Here is a 21,789-nt window from a genome sequence, read left to right as displayed (position 1 = left end):
TCTTCGTAATGAGGTCGTAACTCCCCAGCATGGATGTCAAGCGGACAGGCATCATCCTCAAGCCCTCCAACTCGCGCGTCGTGATCCGACCCTTCGAGGTCTCCAGCGAGAATCGGGTCGAGAGGATCATCGCACGCGTCTCGTCGCTCTCCGAACCGGAAGTCGAATACCTGCTCGAGAAAGTGATGCGGGAGTTCCGCGAACGGCACCAGCGGACCCGGGAATTCCTCCTCCATCGCTTCGACCAGGTCCGCGACCACCTGCTGACCGACCAGCCGATCAGCGAAGCCAGGCGGCTGCTCATCGGCTCGTACTTCACCCAGGAATACGCGCTCGAGTCCGCGGCCCTGTTCAACCCCTCGATGGTCTGGCACCCCGACCAGTCCTCCTTGCCCGACGGCTCCCGCCGGTTCATCCTCAGCCTGCGGGCCACCGGCGAAGGGCACATCTCGTCGATCACCTTCCGTTCCGGCGTGATCGACGCCGAGAACCGGATCCGGATGGACGAGCCGACCCGGTTCGTCGAGGCCCCCGAGGTGGTGCCCAACGCCCTCTACGAGAAGGCCCTATTCTACCGCAAGCTGACCGAGCTCGGGATCAACGGCCCGCTGACCGAAGGCGTGATGGGCGCGCTGAACGACCAATTCACGCTCGGCGAGCTCGAGCAAACGATCCAGAACATCCTGCGGCGCAACCGGTCCGTCCAGCGTGAGCTCGAGCCGATCGCCCAGACCATGCTGATGCTGGCCAAGGCCAACTACGAGATCCGCTTCGGCCCCGAGCTCAACGTCTCGGAACGGATCATCTTCCCCTCGTCTCCCACCGAGACCAACGGGATCGAGGACGCCCGCTTCGTCCGATTCACCCACGACGACGGCCGGGCCAGCTACTACGCCACCTACACCGCGTTCGACGGCAAGGTGACCCTCCCCCAGATGCTCGAGACCGAGGACTTCCTCCACTTCAAGGTCGGCACCCTGAACGGCCCGGTGGTCAAGAACAAGGGCTTCGCCCTCTTCCCCCGCATGGTCAACGGCCAGTACGCGATGCTCTCTCGCCAGGACAACGAGAACATCTACCTGATGTACTCCGACATGCCCCACTTCTGGTACAGCAAGGAGTTGATCGCCAAGCCGACCTATTCCTGGGAGTTCGTCCAGTTGGGCAATTGCGGCTCGCCGATCGAGACCGAGGCCGGGTGGCTCGTCCTGACCCACGGGGTCGGGCCGATGCGCAAGTACGCGCTGGGCGCCTTCCTGCTCGAACGCGACGACCCTTCGCACGTGATCGGGCGGCTGGAAGCACCTCTCCTGGAGCCGAACGCCAACGAACGCGAAGGGTACGTGCCGAACGTCGTCTATAGCTGCGGCGCCCTGCCCCACGGCCGCGAGTTGATCATCCCTTATGCGATGGCCGACTACGCCAGCACGTTCGCCACCGTCCCGATCGACGACGTGCTCAACGCCATGACCCGGGCCTGATCGACGACGCCGGTCATCCCTCGTCGACCATGGCGTCGAGCAAGGCCTCTTCCGAGAACTCGGCGACCGCCGAACAGGTATCGGCGGCGCCGTAGTAGACGAGGAGCGTCCCCCGGTCCCGGACCACGCCGGTCGGGAAGACGATATTCGGCACGAAGCCGGAGACCTCGAAATCGGCCTCGGGCACGAAGAAGGGGTCGGGGGAACGCCGGAGCACCCGGCTCGGGTCGTCCGAGTCGAGGAGGATCGCCCCGGCGTAATAGGCCCCGACCTCGCCGGGCCGGCTCGGACGGCGATTGCCGTGATAGATTTCGAGCCAACCTCCCGGGGCGCGGAGCGGCGGGGCGCCGGCCCCGACCCGGCCGGACTGCCACTCGCCTCCCGGGACGGCCAGGGGGGCATGTGCCCCCCAGTGGATCAGGTCGGGCGAACGTGCCGTCCACATCTCCGGCCGGGTGAACGGGGTCCCGCCCACGGGCCGATGGAGCGCCGCGAAGCTCCCTCCGACCCTCTCCGGGAAGAGCACCACGTCCTTGTTCTCCGGGCAGAAGACGATCCCATGTCGCTCGAACGAGCGGAAGTCGACCGTGGACGCCAGCGACGACGACGCACCGTGCCGCGAGACGGACACGTAGGAGAAGAAGAACCGGCCGTCGAGCGGGGTGATTCGCGGGTCCTCGACCCCGAACTCCTCCACCTCGGATTGGGGCCGGAAGGTGACGTCGGTGATCTCCCGAACCGCCCGACCGTCCCCGCAGCGGACTACCCGCAGGTGCGAGGTGAAGGTGAGCCGGACCAGGCCGTCCGCCTTGCGCCGGACCACCCTCGGGTCGACGAGGTCGAGCTCCGCCTCGGGGACCCAGTCGACCGTCAATCCGAGGGCCGGATCCCATCGCGGAAGGCCGGTGAACCCCGCCCGGCGCTCACGAGGCCGCTCGGCCACCCGGACGAGGAGCACGACCTCCTCTCCCGCCCGGACCGCGCCGGGGTTGAACACGCTGACGACCTCGAAATCGTCGCGGGAGGGGGGCACGTCCCCGGGCCGGAGCAAGAGCCGGGTGGAGAGTCGCGGGAGGCTCATGAGGACTGCCCCGCCCGTTGATGCGCCAGGGCATCGGCCCGGCAGGCCACCGCGAGGGAATCTCGGCCATTGGCCTCGGTCACGACCCGACGATGGTTGCGGTCCCGGATCCAGGCGACCTGATCCTCCATCATCGACCGGAGCAACCGGCAGTAAAGCGGCGACTTCGCCTGACCGTCCCCGAACGAGAGATCGATGGCCTGGTAGACGTCGAGCTCCTTGCCTCGGCCCCGGCACGCGCGATCCTTGCCGGCATAGGAGGCGATCACGTCGAGCCGGGCGCCCGGGAAGAGGTCGCATAGCTCCTTCGTCCGACGCTCGTCCGCCAGCGCATGGATCCGGGCCCGGGTCGGCACCCAGTCGTAGAGCGTCACGTCGCCACGCTCGAACACCAGCCGGAGTTCTTGCCGGTCCATCCGGCCGACCTGGTGGAAGCCGTGGTAGAAGTTGACCAGGGCCTCGCCGTAGCAGACCGTCGCGTGGACGTGCTCCTCGATCGCGGTCCCGGGCCGGACCCCGACCTGCGCGGCCTCGACCCGCCCTTGCCCGAGCCAGCCGGCGAAGAGGTCGAAGAAGTGGACCCCGTGCTCGACGAAGATCCCGCCGCTCTTGGCGCGGTCCCAGAACCAGTGCTCGGCCGGCAGGCCCTCGTCCGAGGCGTAGTTCTCGAACGACCCGTGGAGCAGGTCGCCCAGCAACCCGGCCCGGACCAGCTCGGCCACGGCGCCGAAGAGCGGGTTGTACCGCTGCATGAGGTTGGCGACCACCAGCCGATCGCGTCGACGGGCCTCGGCGAGCAGCTCGTCGGCCTGGCCGACGGTCATGGCCAGCGGCTTCTCGACGATCACGTGCTTGCCGGCCTCCAGGGCGGCCATGGCCTGGGAGTGGTGGAGGAACGGAGGCGTGGCGATGTAAACCACGTCCACGTCGTCCCGTCGAAGGAGCTCTCCCACGTCGTCGACATTCTCGATCCCGAACCGATCGGCGGCGGCCAACGATGCGGCGCGGTGGGTGCCGGCCATGCCGACGGCCTTGACCCCCGGCACCTGCGTGAACTGCTGGAGCGCGAACAGCCCGAACCCTCCGCAGCCGATCACCCCCAATCCGATGAGGTTGTCGTCCATGTTTGTCGGCCTTTTTCGATCTGAAGAGCGGACCGCAACTCGCCTTCGAGAAGACTCGTCGAGTCCCGAGGAAGGGCTATGTCTACGGGCATTGTAACCGAGGGGAAGCGACGAATTTGCATAAATGGCAACCAAATCCCAAAAAATCGAAAACTTTGTACCTTTCCCAATCCGACGACACTCCGGGCCCAGGCCGAAACTCGCAATTCAATATTTTTTAAATGTTAGTATTTTTATTTTTTAATTTTACTTTGGAAGGATGAAATCCTCGTCTGCCACCCCATGGGAGCCGCGAGGTGCGAGTATGGTGCGGTCTTAACGGAAATTTTACTGGACCGCGGCCCCGATGAGCGGTCATGCTCCAGGCCTCCCCGAAATCCGAGATTTGCGAGAGAGGCCCGGGCGGGTACGCGGCATTGATCCGAGGCGCGAGCTCGGGGCGCGTGGCCCTTTGTGCGAGGCGATGGAGATCGACACGAACATGAGACCGATCCATACCCTTTGTGCGTTCGCGCTGCTGGCCGGCACGGCCGGGGCCGCCGACCTGGTGGCCCTCTCGCCGGAGACGTGGGAGCGCTACGCGCCCCACGGCAAGGAAGCCGACGCGATCTACGGGGACTTCGCCCTGGTCAATGACAAGATCGTCGCGGTCGTCGGCCAGCCGAAGCCGAAGCGGAACGCCAACATGACGGTCCGCAAGGTCGGCGGCGGCCTGATCGACCTCACCCGTCGCGACCAGCAGAACGACCAGCTCTCGGCCTTCTACCCCGGGGCGCACATCCGAGACCTGCGGTTCGCCGGCATCGACGTCGACGCGCCCGAGGTCTACGAGGTTGCCGAGCTCGAACGGGCCTTCGTCAAGGCCAAGCGGATCACGCTCCGGTTCGTCGCCGAGCCCCGAGCGAAGACCCCCGACGTCACGGTCGCGTACACCCTCGAAGACGGCTGGCCGTACGTCCTCGTGACCACGACCTACGCCAACCACAGCAAGGTTACGCTCGGCGACGAGCTGCTCGACTCCGTCCGCGCCGACCATTCGTTCGACGAGGCCCCCGCCGGGTCGACGGACCTCTTCTGGGTCGACGACCGCTGGTTCGGCCAAACCTACGGCTGGGTCGCCGAGGGGCACGAGGTCCGCGCCTCCAAGGGCCGGGAATTGCTCCTGCGATACGCCGGTCGCGACGGCAAGGTCCGCGTCGAGCTCGCCCCGGGCGAGTCGTACAAGCTGACCCGTCGCCTCATCCCCGGCGCGAACATTTTCGACATTCGCCGCGTCGCCGACCAGATCGCCGGCCGCAAGGACCAGCCCATCCGCCTGGAGGTCAAGGAACAGTCGGGCAAGCCCGTGGCCGACGCCGAGGTCGCCCTCAAGGTCGATGGCAAGTCGCAGGCCCGGGGACGCACCGACGAGAAGGGGACCCTGGTATTTGGCGTCCCCGGCGCCCAATCCGAGCTGACGGTCACGTCCCCCTCGCGGGGCACGGCCACGGTCACGGTCGCACGCGAAGCTAAAGACGTCGTGGCCGTCGAGTTGCCCGACGGGGGTGCGGTCGCCGCGAAGATCTCCGACGCGCAGGGCGGGCCGATCCCGTGCAAGGTCCAGTTCATCGGTAAGGGCGGGGTCGCGAGCCCGGACTTCGGGCCCGACTCGGGCGAGTTCGGCGTCAAGAATGTTCAATACAGCAACGACGGCCGCTTCCGCCGCGAGCTCGCGCCGGGGTCGTATGACGTGATCGTGAGCTACGGCACGGAATACGACGCCGTCTTCACCAAGCTCGACGTGGCGAAGGGCAAGGACACCCCGCTCGAGGCAACCCTGAACCGATCGGTGCGGACCCCCGGCTGGATCAGCGCCGACTTCCACAGCCACGCGAGCCCCTCGGGCGACAACACCTCGAGCCAGCTCGGCCGGGTGCTCAACCTGCTCTGCGAGCACATCGAGTTCGCCCCCTGCACCGAGCACAACCGGATCTCGACCTACACCCCCCACCTCCGCCGACTCGGGGTCGAGGCCCTCATGGCCACGTGCAGCGGGATGGAGATGACCGGGCAACCCTTGCCGATCAACCACCAGAACGCGTTCCCGCTCGTGATGCGTCCCCACACCCAGGACAACGGCGCCCCGCCCAATGACGAGGACCCCGAGGTCCAGATCGAGCGGCTCGCGCTCTGGGACGCGCACGCCGAGAAGCTCGTGCAGGTGAACCATCCCGACATGGGCTGGATGTTCTTCGACCGCAACGGCGACGGCACCCCCGACGGCGGCTATTCGGGGATGCACAATCAAATGGATGTCATCGAAGTCCACCCGCCGCACACGATCTTCGAGAAGGCGTTGATCCAGTACGAAGGGCGGACCCACAACAACCCGATCCTCAACTGGCTCCAGTTGCTGAACCAGGGGCGGCGGATCCCCGGCGTGGTCAACACCGACGCGCACTACAACTTCCACGGCTCGGGCTTCCTCCGGAACTATCTCAAGAGCCCGACCGACAACCCGGCCGACGTCGAGACGCTCGACATGGTCCACGCCGCCGAGCAGGGCCACGTCATCATGACCAACGGCCCCTACCTCGAGGTCAAGCTCCGCGCCCGGAACGGCTCGGGCTCCGAGGCGAACCCGGGCGACGACCTGGCGATCTCCGGCGGCAAGGCGAGCGTCCGGGTCCGCGTCCAGTGCCCGAACTGGTTCGACGTCGACCGCGTCCAGGTCTTCGTCAACGGCCGGGCGGTCGAGTCGCTCAACTTCACGAGGGAGAAGAACTCCGATCGGTTCTCCACCGAAGTGGTGAAGTTCGAGCAGGACATCCCCTTCACGCTCGAGAAGGATGCCCACGTCATCGTGGCCGCGATCGGCGAACACTCGAAGCTCGGGCCGGTCATGGGCCCCGACCACGAGAAGGACCTCCCCGTCGCCGTCTCCAACCCGATCTTCGTCGACGTCGACGGCGGCGGGTTCACGCCCAATAAGGACACCCTCGACGCGAAGCTTCCGGTCAAGGCTCGCTGAGTGTGTATCCCGAAACCGAAACCCGGTGTTTTCTTCAACACCGGGTTTCTGAGCCGCTCGACGCCGACATCCCCCCAGTCACTGAGCTGAACGATCGATGATGCGTCCTACCACGCGGCATGACACTCGAATGACAAAACTCAAACCCCGCGGTGGCCCTCGATGCGGAGGACCATCGCGGGGTTTGATCGTGGGACGTCAAGGTTACCCTCCTGGACGACCTGGCGGACGCAACGTCTCCTGGGACAGAATCCCGGTGTTGAAGAAAACACCGGGTTTCGGGAACAGGGAATCAGGCTCGGAACAGAGGCAAGGGGTCGGAGGAGGCACCGAGGGCAGGCTCAGCGGGGAGCCCCAGCCAGTCGCGGAGGACCGCGGCATAGACGCTGCGAAAGTCGACGGTCATCTTCAGGTCGCCGTCATCAAGGTCGCTGAGGCTGGGATACCTCGACGCCAGGCCCGGACGCACCCCTGACCCCGCGAGGAAGACCGGCCCGGCAGTCCCGTGGTCGGTTCCTTGCGAGCCGTTCTCCTTGACCCGACGCCCGAACTCGCTGAAGACCAGGACGGTGACGCGGTCGGCGAGCCGAGAGGCTTCGAGGTCATCGAGGAAGACTCGGATCGAACCGAAGAGGTCTTCCAACAGATCGCCGTGGCTGGCGAATTGCTGGCCGTGGGTGTCATAGCCCCCCTGGTCGAGGTAGTACACCCGCGTCCCTAAGCCGGCCTTGATGAGCGTCCCGGCGAGGCGAAGCTTGCGGCCGAGCTCGGAGTCGGACGAGGATCCGTCGGTGTCGCGACCCCCGGCTACGGAGTTGAGCCGGTCGGCCGTGGCGTAGGCGTCGAGCAAGCTCCGTCGCAGGAATTGGCCCAGCCCGTCGTCGTCTGTGGTCGTGCGTGGGATCTCCGAACGGTCGGCCAGGACATAGTCGTCGAGCCGATCGAGGGCCGCGCTCACAGATCGTCGCCCTCGGATCGCGGCCGGAGGTTCCTCGTGGCCGATCAGGAGTGCCCCCGGCGCCCCGGCGAGGGGAGGCGGGCCGTCGTCAAGGGCCCGGCCGATCCAGCCGAGCCCGTTCTGCTCGAGCGGGTCGAACCGGGCCGACTGCCAGATCGCCTGACTCCGGGAGTGGGAACGGTCCGGGTTCGGATACCCGACGCCCGGGATGATCGCCAACCGCCCCGAGTCCAGGAGGCTCGCCGCGTCGCGCATCGACGGGTGTAGGCCGATCTCCGAGGTGACCTTGTGGAGGCGTTTCTCGGGCAGCCGGAGCACCTTGCGAGACCGCGCGTACCCGTCATCCCGGAACGGGACGACCGTGTTGATCCCGTCGTTCCCCCCGTCGAGCTGGATCACGACCAGGATCCGGTCGTCCTTCTTCGCCTCCGCCGCCCGGGCCGTCCGCTCGAGGAACCTCGGCAACGTCGGGGCCAGGGCGATCAATGACGACCCCCGCAGGCCATCGGCGAGAAACGTTCGTCGCGTGCTCATAGCAAGGAGTCCTCTGACGTTATACGAAAGACTCGTCAGAAACCGGGTTTCAAGAGGCGTTCAGCCCCGTTGTGCCTCGGGAGAGGCCAGAAGCCGAGAAACCACCTGGCGGACGGAGGCCCCGTCGCCCTTCATCGGGACTGCCGGGGCGTCGATGCCGAAGAGGAGTTGGGCGAAGAACGACGGGTTGCTCGCCTGGCCGTGGTGTTCGGCGAGGGCGATGAGGTCGGGGACACCTGGCAGTCCAACCTCGACCCCGCCGACGAGTGCCGAGGCGAAGTTGGCGCGGCCGATGGCCGAGCGGGTCGTGATCCAGGACCGGCCGCCGGGCCAGCCGGAGACGTTCGGGGGATAGAACAAGTCCTGACCGAGCCGGCCGCACCAGTCGGCGAGGACGGGCGTGCTCGGGGGCGGGTCGAGCCGTTCGAGGGCGCGGGCCGTGCCGATCACGAACTCGGCGGGGCCCACGACGCGACGGCCCAGTTCACCCTCGGCGAAGAAGGCAAGGGAGCGGAGCACTCGCGCCACGCCCCAGCCGATGTCCAGGTCGTGGGCACGCAGGTCCTCGGCGAGTGCGTCGATCGCAGCCACCGATACGCCCCCTTCGCCCAGGAACTCGCGGCAGAGCCGCCAGGCGAGTCGGCGCGAGGTGGACGGGTGCTCGACCAGCCTCCGGCCGAGCGAGGTGGCGTCGAACGCAGAGGATTGGCCCATGACGGTCTTCGGCCCTGCGTCGTGGCGAGTCGGGACGAAGCGGGCCTCCTCGCCGTCGACCTTCCAGCCGGTCAGGGCGCGGGCGCATTCCTTCACGTCGGCTTCGGAGTACGGGCCGACGCCGACGGTGAAGAACTCCATCACCTCGCGCCCGAGGTTCTCGTTGGGATGGCCCTTGGTGTTGGCGGAGGCGTCGAGCCAGACGAGCAGGGCCGGGTCGCGGAGCATCGCGTCGAGCAGCCGGCCGAACGGGGCGCGGGCCTGGGCCCGGAGGGTCTCGTTCTGCCGGAGCATCAGGACGAGGTCGTTGACCTTGAGGTTGCTGGTGGCGAAGTGGTTGTGCCACATCAGCGTCAGCCGTTCGCCGAGCGCATCGGGCCCGCAGAGCATCCGATACGCCCACCAGCCCTTGAGCCGGCCCGGGTCGGGGGTCGCCAGGGCCAGCTCGGCCAGGCGGTCGGAGACCGAGGCGAAGTCGTCGGGGACGCCTCGGAGCCTCGACGTCCCCTCCAGCACACGGCGCACGCTGGCTTCCGGCCCGTCCTTCAGATCACGCTCGATCTCTTCCCAGGTCGCGGCGAAGCCGGCCCGGCGGTGGAGGTGGACGACGCGCCTCCGGTCCCAGGGGGCGGAATTGTCGGGGACGTAGGGCGCCCAAGGGTCGCCCGACGCCGGCTTCTCTCCAGGGGATCGCATCGGCAGTCTCCATCGAGCGAGAGGGTCGATCAGCCGTCGAGGCCGATCACCGGTCGGGGCTGTCTTTCACCGTGAGATCACCCAGGTCCCGCACTTCCTCGGGGCGTTCGAGGATCAGGTTCCGGAGGACATTGGGTGCCTCCAGCTCGTGATTCGGTCGGCTCCTCTTCTCGACGCCGATCATGCTCTTGATCCCCGGCTTCAGCCCGACGATCTCGAACCGGCCCTCGGAGTCAGTGGCATAGGGCGAGCTCTCCCAGAAGCCGCCGTCGGGCCAGAGGCTGTCCCGCCTCGCAGCCGGCAGGTTGTTGCCGTCGAGGCCATAGCTCATCACCCAGAGCTTGGCGTCCGGCAGCGGTGTCCCATCCTCGTCGACGATCCGGCCCTTGACCGTCCCGGCGGGGACCAGGCGGACCTCGAGCGGTGTCGAATCCCTTGCAGCGTCACCCGCGATAGTGATCGAGCCGACCAGTCGGCGGCCTTCGTGGGCGAAGATCAACTGACGAGGGTGCTCCGGCTCCAGGCCGAGCGCCTCGAACGTGTCCCCCTCGAGAGTCTTGAGCTGCCCCCAGGTCGAGAGCAACCCGTAGCACCGCGCCCCGTTCACCGGCTGGCCGTCCGGGCCGACGACCCGCCCTTTGCGGGAGAGGCCGCGGGTGACCTTGAGCTCGATCGAGACGGGCTTCCCGGTGTTGGAGATATCGAAAATCTTGCAGACATGATAGGAACCCAGAGAGGTCGTCGTCACCTCCCCGTCGCCCTCGCCGCCGATCCCTTTCCCCTTGTCGTCCTTGCTGAGCCGGGCGCGGGCGTAGGGGGCATCAGGCCCTCGGGCCGAGGCCAAGAACATCCCTTCGCCTGGCGGGACGATCATTCGGAAGGATGGTTCGGTCGGGCTCAACTCGGCCGAGTAATTGTTACCCCCATCGTTCTTGTTCGACGCCAGCTTGAAGTAGCGGATGTCGGAATTCGCCCAGACAGGGAGCCCGGTCTCCGCATCCACGAGGCGTCCGATCACGAGGACACCGACCCGTTTCGGCAGGTCGAAGTTCGTCTCGATCGGCGTGAGGCCCTCGGTGTCGGTCACCATCGTCGAGGCGCCGAGGAAGGGCTCGAGATCCGACCTGGGACCGGCCCCCACCTGGTACACCTCGCCCTTGGGCAGCCCGAGGAGGTGGAAACGGCCCTCCGCGTCGGTCGTCGTCGACGCTTGCGTCCATGTGGCCGACTCGGATCCGCTGACTCTGATTCCGGCCAGCGGCTTGCCGGTCTCCTTGGATCGGACGACGCCGGTGATCGGCTTGGTCGGGCCGACGACCTGCTCGAACGTCGCGCCGACGAGCGGCGGGACGGGGGGCGGCCCGTATGAGGCGTTCAACCTCATGGAGACGGGGAGCTGTTTCGGCCGACGCCTCGGCTTTGGGGGGACCTTGGCCGCGTGGGTCATGGCGTAGAGGTTCAGATTCGCCAGCCCGGGACCGTGGATTTCCAACTCCGCGAGGCGGTCGCGGCCGATCCCCCGGATCTCGAACCGGCCGTCGGCGTCGGAGGTCCAGGTGTTCCGGCCCTCCGCCCAGACCGCGCCGGTGCCGAAGCCACCGTCCCAGTTAGTCGCCACCGAATCCCAGAATTCGTCCGAGGCCAGGAGCTTGTCGAGGTCGACCCCGGGCTTGACTGAAGCGACCCGGGCGAGCCGGATGGAGGCACCGGCGATGGGGCGGCCCTGGGTGTCGAGCACCCGGCCACGAATCGGCACATCGTCCCGGGCCAGCCGGAGGTCCGCCTCACCCCCTCGTACCAAGGACCCGACGTCGACCCAGGCCAGGCCGAACCCGGGCGCCATCGCCGCGACCTCGGCCTTGTGCCAGGGGGGCACGCCGTCACTGTCGGGCGGCCAGTTGCTCGAGGCCTTGTCGAGATCGAATCGGAACCGGCCTTCGGCGTCGCAGGCTGTCACGCGGCCCGACGACTGGGAAGGCGTCGCTTCTTCGGAGAGCCGGTTGGGGTTATAGATATGGCGGAGGTAGATCTCAGCATTGGCGACCGGCTTGCCGTCGGGGTCGAGCACCCGCCCCCGGACCGGGAACGTGCCGACGACGTCGGGCATCCCCGGCAAGGCCTTAGGCACGGACGCAGCCGCGACCTGGCGACCTTCGGGGGGCGACTCGGCCGGGACCGGAGCCTTCGAGGGCTCCTGCCCGAGCGAGACCAACGCAGCGGACGCCCCCCAGCCCACGAGGCCGACGGACAGGAGCGCGGCCGAGACAAGTTTGAGTTTCTGGAAGATCATCATCCGGAGCACCTCTCGGGTCAGGGTCGCCGCCGCCGTCGAGACCGCCACGTTGGCGGTCGTCGGGTCGAGGGTGGCCAGGGCCGCGCGGAGGGTGGAGTCACCCCAGCCCGAAGGCAAGGCCGCCCGGGATTCGCGGAGGAAGGCCGCCGAGAGGGCACCCTCACCTGCCAGCCCTCGACGGTTCAGGCCGGCCTTGAGCCGCTCTCGCCCCTCGCTGAGCCGGCGTCTCAAGGTGCGTTCGCTCAGGCGAAGTTCCTCGGCGGCCCGGTCCTGGGAGAGGCCCTCGAGGTCGCAGAGGACGACCGCCAGGCGGAGCGTCTCGGGGAGCCGGGCGATCGCCTCGTGCAAGGCCCGCAGCGAGTCGTCCCGGTCCGCGGGCCCCGAGGTGGACGTCGTCGACGCCATCTGTCCCGCCCGCCTTTCGTATTCGCGCCGCCGGGAGGCGGCGGCGTTGGCCCGGACCGCCACGCGATGGGCGACCTGGTAGAGCCAGCCCCCCAGGGCGTGCTGGTTCCGCAACGTGTCCGCCTTCTTCACCAGGACGAGGAACGCCGCCTGGAAGGCATCCTCGGCGTCGTCGGGGTCGCGGAGGATCCCTCGGCAGACGCTCAGGACCATCGACCCGTGCCGGGCCACGAGGGCCTCGAACGCCTCGGGGTCGCGCCTGGCGACGAAGCGGTCGAGGAGTTGGGCATCGGACAGCCCCGCGACGCCCCCCCCGGCGAAGAGCCGGTCGATCAGCCTCAGCGCGGTCCCCATCGTCTCGTCGGCCATCGCTCGAAACTCCTCCTCGGCCTCGCATCCTCACGGTAAAAGAGACCCGACCGGGGGACGACCGGCCAACGAAATTCGAGGGCCCCGCGACCGGGCGTCTGGGGCCGGCGACCCGGCCGGGAAGGTCAAGTTGGCCTTTGGCGGGGAGTCTGCGGCCGCTATGATGGAGGCCCGCACCTCTGTGGAGTGAACGGACGCACCGCGAAGGAACGTTGATGTGACCTCGGCCACCGCTCCCCCCCCTCCCCGTCCGCTCCCGCCGGTCCTCGGCCGATTGATGAGTGGGACCTTCTGGCTCGCGTTCCGCACGCCGATCCAGGTCGTCCTCACCTTGTGGCAGACGCGCCTGATCCTCGAAGCCTACGGGGTCAAGCAGTCCGGGGCGTACGGCTTCGCGTGGGGGTTCGGCTTCCTCCAGTTCCTGCTCGAGTTCGGCATCGGCTCGGCGCTCCAGCGGCATATCTCCGACACCTGGACGCGAGGCGATCGCGAGGCCGTCGACCGCACGATTGCCTGCGGCATGAACTTCTACGCGGCGATGGCCGTCTTCCAGGTCGCCGCCCTGATGGGTGTCGCCTACTGGGCCCTCCCGCATCAACACTACACGGGCGATTCGTATCAGCTCGTCGTCAAGCTCCTGTGGCTCCAGGCCGTGACGGCCCCCTGCTACGGGCTCACGATGGTCGTCTCGAGCGTCTTGCAAGCGGCGAGGCGATACGACTTCATCCCCAAGATCGAAGTCTTCGTGGTCCTCCTCCGGTTCGCCCTCCTCTGGGGAGGCGTCCGCGTAGGCCTCGACTTCTTCACAGTGGTCGTCCTCCAGACCGCCGCCCAGGTCTTCCTGTCGCTCGGGCCGGCGATCTGGATCATGGCGAGGGAGTTGGGGCACATCCCCCACTTCCGGGGGGCTCGGCTCGCCGACTTCGCCGCGTTGTTCCATATCAGCTTTTACATGTTCCTGATCCAGTTGAGCGTCGTCCTCGCCGACAAGATCGACACGACGATCCTCGGGTTCGCCCTGACTCCGGAGGTTGGGCTCGAGGCGAACGGGATCTATTTGGTCATCAGCAAGCCGTTCACCCAGGTCCGCCAGACGGGTTGGATGCTCGCCTCGATGGTGATGCCCGCGGTCGCGAGCCTGGCCGCCGCGTGCGACGAACGGGCACTGGACCGGGTGAAGTATGACGGCCCCAGGCTCCACATCGCCGGCCTCGTGCCGGTGGCGCTTTTGGGCTGGATCTACGCGGCCCCGTTCCTCTCGCTCTGGATCGGCAAGGACCTCGGCGGCGACGCGGCGAGGGTCGCCTGGCTGATGCGGCTCTTCCTCGTCGGCGTGCTCCCGCTATTCATCGCCGTGCAGGTCCAGATGGCGATCGGCATGAACCGGATCTCCGTGATCGGCATCGCGGCCCTGGCGGGCTCGCTCGTCAACCTGCCGATCAGCTATATCCTGACCCGTCGGCTCGGCGTCCACGGCGCGGAGTGGGGGGTGGCCGGCGTGATCCTGGGCACCGTCCTGACGACCCTCTTCTCGAACCTGCTCATCCCGGGCATCTACGTCTTCCGGGTCCTCAACATCCGGTTCGGGACCTACCTTGTGCGGACCCTCGCCCCGCCCTTGACCGGGGCTCTCGTCCTGATCGGGGCGACCTGGGCCTGCCGAGTCTGGGCGCCGATTAACTTAACAGGCTCGACCCTCCTCGTCCGTGCGATCCCCCTCTTCGCCCACCTGAGCGTCGGCTGCCTGGCCTACGCCATCGGCTATCTGGCCATCCCCTCCGGCCGCTCCGACCTGGCGATGATCACTCGAAGGTTCCGGTCCCGCACCACATGACCCGGATCGGGCCTCCCCCGATCACAACGACCGCCCTCCTACCAATCCGACAGATCCCCATCCCCGCATCGGGATCCCAGGGCATCGGGCTTCTCCGACCATTCCAGCCGAACCCATCAACAAATCCACACTTTTATATTTCCAAGTCAAACAAACCCCTCTCGGAGCCGCCACGACGCCAAATCGAGGCTCCGCAAGCATTCATAGATTCTTTGTTTCTCGTAATCTTAGAAGAGGTTACGTACGCAGGAAACAATGACAGGCGTAGGACAAGGGGTGTCTGGAAAAATAATCAACCTGGGAAGATTGAGCAAAATTTTATGACAGACTCTTGACAGTTTGCAAGTTCGCGACGATTTTACTTCTTGTGAGATTATTCGGAATTTGGACGATTTCGCGACTTTCAGGGCTCTAGAGAGACTGAGGTGGACAGGCGATCCACGTCAAGTCTCCGGGGGCCTTTGTCGCCTGGGGCATCGTCTTCCGAACGGAACGAACCGGACCAGGTTTCGGCGGCATCGACGTAAGGGCCATCCCCGTCGCGCGTCGGGGATCGCTCTCCGCGCTTTCGCATCATGACTATCCGCAGGAGTACCGAAGCCATGACTCTGCTGGTGAAATCCCTCAAGCTGTCGGCGGCCGCCCTGGCCTTCTTCAGCGCCGTGCCGACGGCCTTTGCCGGCCATGGCCGGGCCGGACACTGGTGCTCGCCGGCCGCCCAGTGCGCCCCGACGGCGGTCGCCTGTTACGCCCCCACGCCTTGCTACACGCCGACGATGGTCCCCTGCTACGAGACGGTCTACCAGACCATCTACGAGACGGTCTTCGAGAACCAGCCCTACGTCGAATACCAGACCCGCTACCGCACCGAGTATCGGACCGAGAACTACACGATCTGCCGCCCGGTCTACGAGACCGTGAACCAGCAGCGCACCTACACGGTCACCAAGGCCGTCCCCCAGACGACCTACCAGCAGCGCACCTACACGGTCACCAAGGCCGTCCCCCAGACGACCTATCAGCAGCGCACCTACTGCGTCACCAAGGCCGTCCCCCAGACGACCTACCAGCAGCGCACCTACTGCGTCACCAAGGCCGTCCCCCAGACGACCTACCAGCAGCGCACCTACTGCGTCACCAAGGCCGTCCCCCAGACGACCTACCAGCAGCGTTGCTACACGGTGATGAAGCCGGTCACGCAGACCAGCTACGTCAACCAGTGCTACACCGAGAACCAGGCGGTCACGACCACCCGCCAGGTCGTCGAGCAGGTCCCCGTCGCCAGCGGCCAAGTCGCGCCGAGCGGCCAAGCGACCGCGAGCGCGCAGTCGCCCGCCCCGGCGTACAAGACGGTCGTCCGCAACGTGACCGAGACCCACTACGTCCCGGTGACGAAGACCCGGCAGGTCCCCGTCCAGACCACCTGCTACGTCCCCGAGCAGAAGGTCGAGACCATCCCCGTCCAGACCGTCAGCTACGTGAACGAGCAGAAGGTCGAGACCGTCCCGGTCCAGACCGTCAACTACGTGACGGAGCAGAAGGTCGAGACCATCCCCGTCCAGACCGTCAACTACGTGACGGAGCAGAAGGTCGAGACCATCCCCGTCCAGACCGTCAACTACGTCACCGAGCAGAAGGTCCAGACGATCCCCGTCCAGACCATCAACTACGTGAACGAGCAGAAGACCGAGACCTACCCGGTCCAGACCATCAACTACGTGAACGAGCAGAAGACCGAGACCTACCCGGTCACGACGGTGAAGATGGTCAGCGAAGTGGCCTCCCGCCAGGTCCCGGTCTGTGTCCCCGAGCAAGTGCCGGTGACCTTGAACCGGACCGTCTGCCGGGTCGTCCCCAAGCAGATCGCCGTGCAGCAGGTCCGGATGGTGCCGGTCGCCCCGGTCTGCACCACCCCCGTCGCGGCCCCCGCGCCCGTCGCCTCGCCCCAGGCCAGCGCCCAGAAGTAATCCCTTGATCGAGCGAGGCCCGAGGTTCTCCGCATGAGAAGCCTCGGGACACGATCCTGGCGCGGCGTCCCCACCTCGGGACGCCGCGTCGGCGTTTTCCTACCCCTCGGTTCGCCCCCACTTCCGCCGATCCAGGCGGTACTTATTCCTCGACCTCTGACGGCTCTTCTTCCTGATCCTGATCCTCATCCTCACCCACATCTTCGTCGACATCCGGCGCATCGCGGTCGGGGTTATCGCCCAGGCGTTCCTTGATGGCTGTGGCGAGCGAGAGGAACTCCTCGACGTTCATGGTCTCGGCGCGGATCAGGCCGGTTAGGCCCAGGCCTTCGAGCATCGCGTCGACCTCGGGCTTCGTCCAGCGGCCGCGCCAGAGGCTGTAGAGGACGCGCCTCAGGTTCTTCCGGCGGTGGAGGAACACCTGGCGGACGACCTTGTGGAACCATTCGACGTCGCCGATCGTGGCGCGTTTGGCGGGGTCGGGGATGATCGAGATCACCGCCGAATCCACCTTCGGGCGTGGCCAGAAGACGCTCGGGGGCAAGGTCCGCACGAGCGTGACGTCGGAGAGGGCGCTTAACAGGACCGACAGCGCCCCGTATGCATCGGTCGCCGGCTCGGCGCGCATCCGATCGGCCAGTTCGAGCTGGATGGTGACGACCATCGCGGTCGGGCAGAACTCGGGATGCACGAGCAGGTTGCTGATGATCGGGGTCGCGATGTTGTACGGGAGGTTCGCCACGAGCTTGAGCCGCTTCTCGGGCCCGATCGCCAACCCCGAGCGTACCGTGTCGAGGACCTGCGGGTTGAGCGTGTTCTTGTTCGCCAGCGCGTCGATGTTCAACACGCGGACGTTGGGCCGGCCCTCGACCGCCTCGGACGTCAGCCGGGCCATCGCGGGATCGATCTCGACGGCCACCACCGCCGCCCCGCGCTCCGCCATCAACGCCGTGAGCGCCCCGGCCCCCGGGCCGACCTCCAACACCACGTCGTCCGGCCCCACCCCCGCCGCGTCGACGATCAACTCGTGGATGTTCAAATCAATCAGGAAGTTCTGCCCATACCGGTGCTGCGGGGCAAGCCCCCGCTTCGCGAACAGGTTCCGGAGATACGTCTGCGTCTGACGGCGGGGAGGCATAGTGTTCTCGGTCGCGATGGAGATGGATCAAAGGAGACGGATCCGAAGACGTTCGATCAACAGATGACGCAGATCAACGCAGATAAAAACAGAGATCAAAAATTACAATTTTAAAATTCTTTAACAATCATTTTTTATCATCTGCGTTCATCCGCGTCATCGGTTGATCAAACCTCTTGCTCTCTGAAGACCAACCTTCGGCAATGATCAGCGGTTGTGGGCCATGAGCTTGGAGACGTGGCGGGCGATCATGTCGGTCTCGATGTTGACGCGGTCGCCGGGCTTGAGGGTGCCGAGGGTGGTGACGGCCAGGGTGTGGGGGATCAGCATGACCGAGAAGCCGTCGGCCGTGACGTCGACGAGCGTGAGGCTCACGCCGTCGACGGCGATCGACCCCTTGGGGACCATCAGCGCCGTCCACTCGGGCGCGATCGCAAACGCGAGGAACTCCCATTCGCCGTCGCGCCTCCGCTCGACGAGCGAGGCGGTGGTGTCGACGTGCCCCTGGACGAAGTGGCCGCCAAGCCGGTCGCCGACGCGAAGCGACCGCTCGAGGTTCACCGGGGCGCCCGCCGCCTTGCCCCCGAGGTTGGTCCGCAAGAGCGTCTCGGGCCCGGCCTGGACGTCGAAGCCGCTCCCCTCGGCCGCGACGACCGTCAGGCAGCAGCCGTTGACCGCCACGCTCTCGCCGATCGACATCGCCGCGTCGAGGCCCGGCCACTCCAGCGCAAAGAGACGCCCCGAGCCTTCCTCTTCCACCCGCACGACGCGGCCCAGGGCCTCGACCAGACCTGTGAACACGATGCATGATCCTTACGACGGGACTGCCGGCGTCTCCCGGCGCCCGTGAACGACACCATCCACGGGTCGACCGTAGGCCTCTCGTAGGGTGGGCATCGCCCACCGATCGGATCGCCGGAATGCGGTGGGCGATGCCCACCCTACGAAGGAAGTTTGGTTATGGTAGCACAGCGCCTTCCGCGTTAGAATCGGAGAAACCTCGGCCGGTCCCGCTGAAGAAGGCCGACGGCATCTCACTTGCACCCCATCTCGAAGACGAACGCAAACCCAACGGAGGCCCAAGCGCCATGACTCCGCCCCTGAACCGCCGCGACTTCATCGCCCAGGCGACTGTGGCGACCACGACCTTGGCCGCCGCGACGTCGGCCTCGACCGCCCAGGCCGCCCGGGCGAACCTGCCCAAGTCGCCGACCGACAAGGTCACGTTGGGCAAGACCGGCATCCAGGTCTCGCTCGTCGGCATGGGGACCGGCAGCGTCGGCAGCGGCCAGGCGAGCAACCAGACCCGCCTGGGGATCAAGGGATTCACCCGGGTCGTGCGCCACGCGCTCGACCGCGGCGTCTGCTTCTTCGACGTCGCCGACCAGTACGGCTCGCACACCTACCTCCGCGAGGCCCTCAAGGGGGTCGACCGCGACAAGTACGTCATCCAGACCAAGACTCACGCGACCGACTATGCGAACGCACGCAGCCACCTCGAGCGCTACTGCCTCGAGCTCGGGGTCGAATACATCGACATCGTGCTCCTGCACTGCATGACCAAGAGCGCCTGGCCCGCCGACCACACCGGGGCGATGAAGTATCTCCGCGAGGCCAAGGAAAAGCAGATCATCCGCGCCCACGGCACGAGCTGCCACGGCATGGACCCGCTCCGGACCTCGGCCAAAGATCCGTTCGTCGAGGTCGACCTCGCCCGGATCAACCCCGAGGGATTGATCATGGACGACAAGAAGCCCGACGAGGTCGCCTCGCAACTCGAGGAGATGCACGCCGCGGGTAAGGGCGTCGTTGGCATGAAGATCCTCGGCGAAGGCCGGATCACCGACCCCGAGCGCAAGGACGCCTCTCTCCGCTTCGTCCTCGGCCTCGGCACGGTCGACGCCTTCATCATCGGCTTCGAATCGACCGAGCAGGTCGACGACATCCTGACCCGCACCGCCAACGCCCTCACCGTCGTCGGCAAGCGGGGTTGAGATCCCCTATCGAAGATCATCGCAGACTCGATGCATGACGGCGATTGCAAGATCAGTGTCGGGAGTCTCAGGTCGGGGAATGCGAGACCCTTTGAGTCGATGGCGAAACGCAAGATCTCCTCAACGCCAAAGGCCCCCGACCTGATCCCTTCGGCCGATCCACTCCTCGGCGAACTTCGCGAGTTGATCGAGTCAGCCCGTTTGAGAGCCGCCACCTCAGTCAACGCCGAATCAACTCGGCTCTATTGGCGGATTGGGCGAAGCCTCCATTCCGAAGTCCTCTCTGGAGAGCGTGCCCCTACGGCGGGCCGATCATTTCGGCCAAATCGCGTCAGTTCGTCGCGGAATACGGGCGTGGGTTCACTTGCACAGCCTTGACTCGAATGATCGGCTTCTTCGAAGCATTCCCCGACGAACCGATTGTTGCGACACTGTCGCAACAATTGAGCTGGAGCCATATAACGAAGAGGGAACGGCGGAGTGGCTCCCGAGAAATCTTATTTATGAACAAATTTCACACCCTTGGCTATCTCCATTATCGATACCCATGAAAACCAACCGTGCTCATCCCGTGTCCATCAAGTCCGTCGGTTCGAGCGTAGACATCCTGCTCACCGCATTTCGAGGCTCGAGCCGTGGTGGACCACGACCAACGCTTTAAATCACTCCTGAAGACATTCTTCGCCGAGTTCTTCGAGACATTCTTCCCGGTCTGGGCCGATCGGTTCGACTTCTCCAGCGTCGACTGGCTCGAGCAAGAGGTCTTCACCGACCCACCGCGGGGAGAACGCCGGTCCCTCGACCTGGTCGCCCGGATGTCGCTGCATCCGGGCGTGCCCCCTCCAGTGCCGACGCAGGCGATCGTCGTGGATCGCTGCCTGACGTTGATCCACGTCGAGATCGAGTCGCAGGACACGGTGGCGCCGTTGCGCCCTCGGATGCTCTCGTACTACGAGCAATTGCGTCGCCAGCACGGCTTGCCCGTCTTGCCCATCGCATTGTACCTGCGGGTGGGCCTGGACGGGGTCGGCTGGGACGTTTATGAGGAATCGTACTGGGACCATCGGCTGGTCTCCTTCACGTATGCCTACGTGGGCCTGCCGGCCCTCGACGGAGAGCAGTACGTGGCCGGTCCTCATCTCCTCGGTGTGGCGCTGACGGCCCTGATGCGTGTGCCGGCGACCCGTCGAGCGGTGGTTCACGCGGAGGCGTTGCAGCGCCTGGCGGAGGCGCGGGAGAATGACTATCGCCGCTATCTCCTCCTGGACTGCCTGGAAGCCTACGCCAGGCTTGACGAGGAGCAGGCGGAAGAGTTGCAAACGCTGCTACGGACCGAGCGGTATCAGGGGGCCCAAGCCATGGCGATGACGACGTACGAGAAGGGCCAAGAGCAAGGGCTGCAGCAAGGCTTGCAGCAAGGCCTGGAGCAAGGCCAACGAGGTCTGCTCCGGAAACTGCTCGAGGGCCGGTTCGGACCGCTGAATCCTAGGGTCAGTCAACATCTAGACAGCCTCAGCTCCTCGCAACTCGAGGCAATTGCGCTGGCCGTGTTGACGGCGAGGTCGCTCCAGGAATTGGGCTTGGAGGATGTCTGACGGGACCTACCCTGGCGACGCTGGACGAGGTGCAGGTGGAAGAGTTGCCATCGGTACTGCGGACCGAGCGGTATCCGGGGGCCCAAGCCGTGGCGATGACGACGTTCGAGAAGGGTTTCAAGCAAACCCAACGAACCTTACTCCGGAAGCAGCTCGAGGCCCGATTCGGTCCGCCAAATCGCCTTGCCGAATCCCGAGACCCGCGGACCTCTGAATGCGCGATCATCCCAAGCCGACGAGTGCGGACCGACCTCGTGGCTCGAAGCCGGAGTGATCGTCATTCGCATGCCTGATTGCATGCTGCATGACCCCACACGTCCCGGAATTCGGCAAAGCTGTTTCAAAGTTAGATCGATCCTCAATCCATGTTGTGGAATACTTGACAACCCTGCCTTCGCGTAAAGTGTTAAGTGAAAAGTTGCACCTGGCTGCCCTCCGAGCCAGGCAACAGTTGAATAATCACGTCTTTTCACTTGGTGTCGAGGCGCAAACGACTGAAGATCGCATCAGAGCACCCAAAGGTGCGAAGAAGAGAATCATTCCGAAAGAAAGTCGATCCCTCGTCATGGATCCTTCCCCAAAGCCAATCTCTTTGC

Annotated in this window: 14 protein-coding genes; 7 read left to right on the top strand and 7 right to left on the bottom strand. The window is 66.0% G+C overall.

Features of this window, described 5'->3' with window-relative positions; translation table 11 throughout:
- Positions 1-29 precede the first annotated feature (29 nt).
- A complete protein-coding gene (locus tag ACYOEI_RS38345; protein WP_462855781.1) occupies positions 30-1,481 on the top strand; it encodes a glycoside hydrolase family 130 protein in 1,452 nt (483 codons plus the stop codon).
- 13 nt (positions 1,482-1,494) lie between these two features.
- Here the strand turns inward: ACYOEI_RS38345 and ACYOEI_RS38340 are convergent, their stop codons facing one another.
- The gene (locus ACYOEI_RS38340; protein WP_462855779.1) at positions 1,495-2,562 is read right to left on the bottom strand and encodes a glycoside hydrolase family 130 protein; all 1,068 of its coding nucleotides are present in this window, start codon (positions 2,560-2,562) and stop codon (positions 1,495-1,497) included.
- Complete coding sequence (locus tag ACYOEI_RS38335) at positions 2,559-3,686, bottom strand: Gfo/Idh/MocA family protein (RefSeq protein WP_462855778.1); 1,128 nt, start codon at positions 3,684-3,686, stop codon at positions 2,559-2,561. Before ACYOEI_RS38335 ends, ACYOEI_RS38340 begins: the two co-directional genes overlap by 4 nt.
- A 481-nt stretch (positions 3,687-4,167) precedes the next feature.
- Between ACYOEI_RS38335 and ACYOEI_RS38330 the strand changes: the two genes are divergently transcribed.
- Complete coding sequence (locus ACYOEI_RS38330) at positions 4,168-6,696, top strand: CehA/McbA family metallohydrolase (protein WP_462855777.1); 2,529 nt, start codon at positions 4,168-4,170, stop codon at positions 6,694-6,696.
- A gap of 292 nt (positions 6,697-6,988) precedes the next feature.
- Here ACYOEI_RS38330 and ACYOEI_RS38325 read toward each other — a convergent pair whose 3' ends face one another.
- From ACYOEI_RS38325 to ACYOEI_RS38315, 3 genes are read right to left on the bottom strand one after another with little or no spacing between them, the layout of a single operon-like run.
- The gene (locus ACYOEI_RS38325; RefSeq protein ID WP_462855776.1) at positions 6,989-8,188 is read right to left on the bottom strand and encodes a DUF1501 domain-containing protein; all 1,200 of its coding nucleotides are present in this window, start codon (positions 8,186-8,188) and stop codon (positions 6,989-6,991) included.
- 60 nt (positions 8,189-8,248) lie between these two features.
- Entirely contained in the window at positions 8,249-9,598 is a 1,350-nt protein-coding gene (locus ACYOEI_RS38320) for a DUF1800 domain-containing protein (protein ID WP_462855775.1), read from the bottom strand.
- 46 nt (positions 9,599-9,644) lie between these two features.
- Positions 9,645-12,665, bottom strand: a complete 3,021-nt coding sequence (locus ACYOEI_RS38315) for a sigma-70 family RNA polymerase sigma factor (RefSeq protein ID WP_462855774.1) — start codon at positions 12,663-12,665, stop codon at positions 9,645-9,647.
- A gap of 217 nt (positions 12,666-12,882) precedes the next feature.
- Between ACYOEI_RS38315 and ACYOEI_RS38310 the strand changes: the two genes are divergently transcribed.
- Positions 12,883-14,499: a lipopolysaccharide biosynthesis protein gene (locus tag ACYOEI_RS38310; protein WP_462855773.1), complete on the top strand. Its 1,617-nt coding sequence runs from the start codon at positions 12,883-12,885 to the stop codon at positions 14,497-14,499.
- Positions 14,500-15,101: 602 nt separating this feature from the next.
- Positions 15,102-16,466: a hypothetical protein gene (locus tag ACYOEI_RS38305; protein ID WP_462855772.1), complete on the top strand. Its 1,365-nt coding sequence runs from the start codon at positions 15,102-15,104 to the stop codon at positions 16,464-16,466.
- Positions 16,467-16,608: 142 nt separating this feature from the next.
- On the opposite strand, the gene rsmA is transcribed toward ACYOEI_RS38305, so the two are convergent.
- Complete coding sequence (rsmA, locus tag ACYOEI_RS38300) at positions 16,609-17,604, bottom strand: 16S rRNA (adenine(1518)-N(6)/adenine(1519)-N(6))-dimethyltransferase RsmA (RefSeq protein WP_462855771.1); 996 nt, start codon at positions 17,602-17,604, stop codon at positions 16,609-16,611.
- A gap of 207 nt (positions 17,605-17,811) precedes the next feature.
- The gene (locus ACYOEI_RS38295; protein ID WP_462855770.1) at positions 17,812-18,405 is read right to left on the bottom strand and encodes a riboflavin synthase; all 594 of its coding nucleotides are present in this window, start codon (positions 18,403-18,405) and stop codon (positions 17,812-17,814) included.
- A 287-nt stretch (positions 18,406-18,692) separates the two neighbouring features.
- Here ACYOEI_RS38295 and ACYOEI_RS38290 point away from each other — a divergent pair, with 287 nt between their 5' ends.
- The 3 genes from ACYOEI_RS38290 (at position 18,693) to ACYOEI_RS38280 (ending at position 21,193) form a co-directional block, all read left to right on the top strand.
- Positions 18,693-19,598, top strand: coding sequence for an aldo/keto reductase (locus ACYOEI_RS38290; protein WP_462855768.1), 906 nt, complete (start codon positions 18,693-18,695; stop codon positions 19,596-19,598).
- 245 nt (positions 19,599-19,843) lie between these two features.
- Positions 19,844-20,149: a DUF1016 N-terminal domain-containing protein gene (locus tag ACYOEI_RS38285; RefSeq protein WP_462855767.1), complete on the top strand. Its 306-nt coding sequence runs from the start codon at positions 19,844-19,846 to the stop codon at positions 20,147-20,149.
- 84 nt (positions 20,150-20,233) lie between these two features.
- Complete coding sequence (locus ACYOEI_RS38280) at positions 20,234-21,193, top strand: DUF4351 domain-containing protein (protein WP_462855765.1); 960 nt, start codon at positions 20,234-20,236, stop codon at positions 21,191-21,193.
- Positions 21,194-21,789: the final 596 nt, after the last annotated feature.

It is taken from the genome of Singulisphaera rosea, from assembly GCF_054877945.1.
Note: the sequence above shows the minus strand (reverse complement) of the source record. Positions and strands in the feature narration are given on the sequence as shown.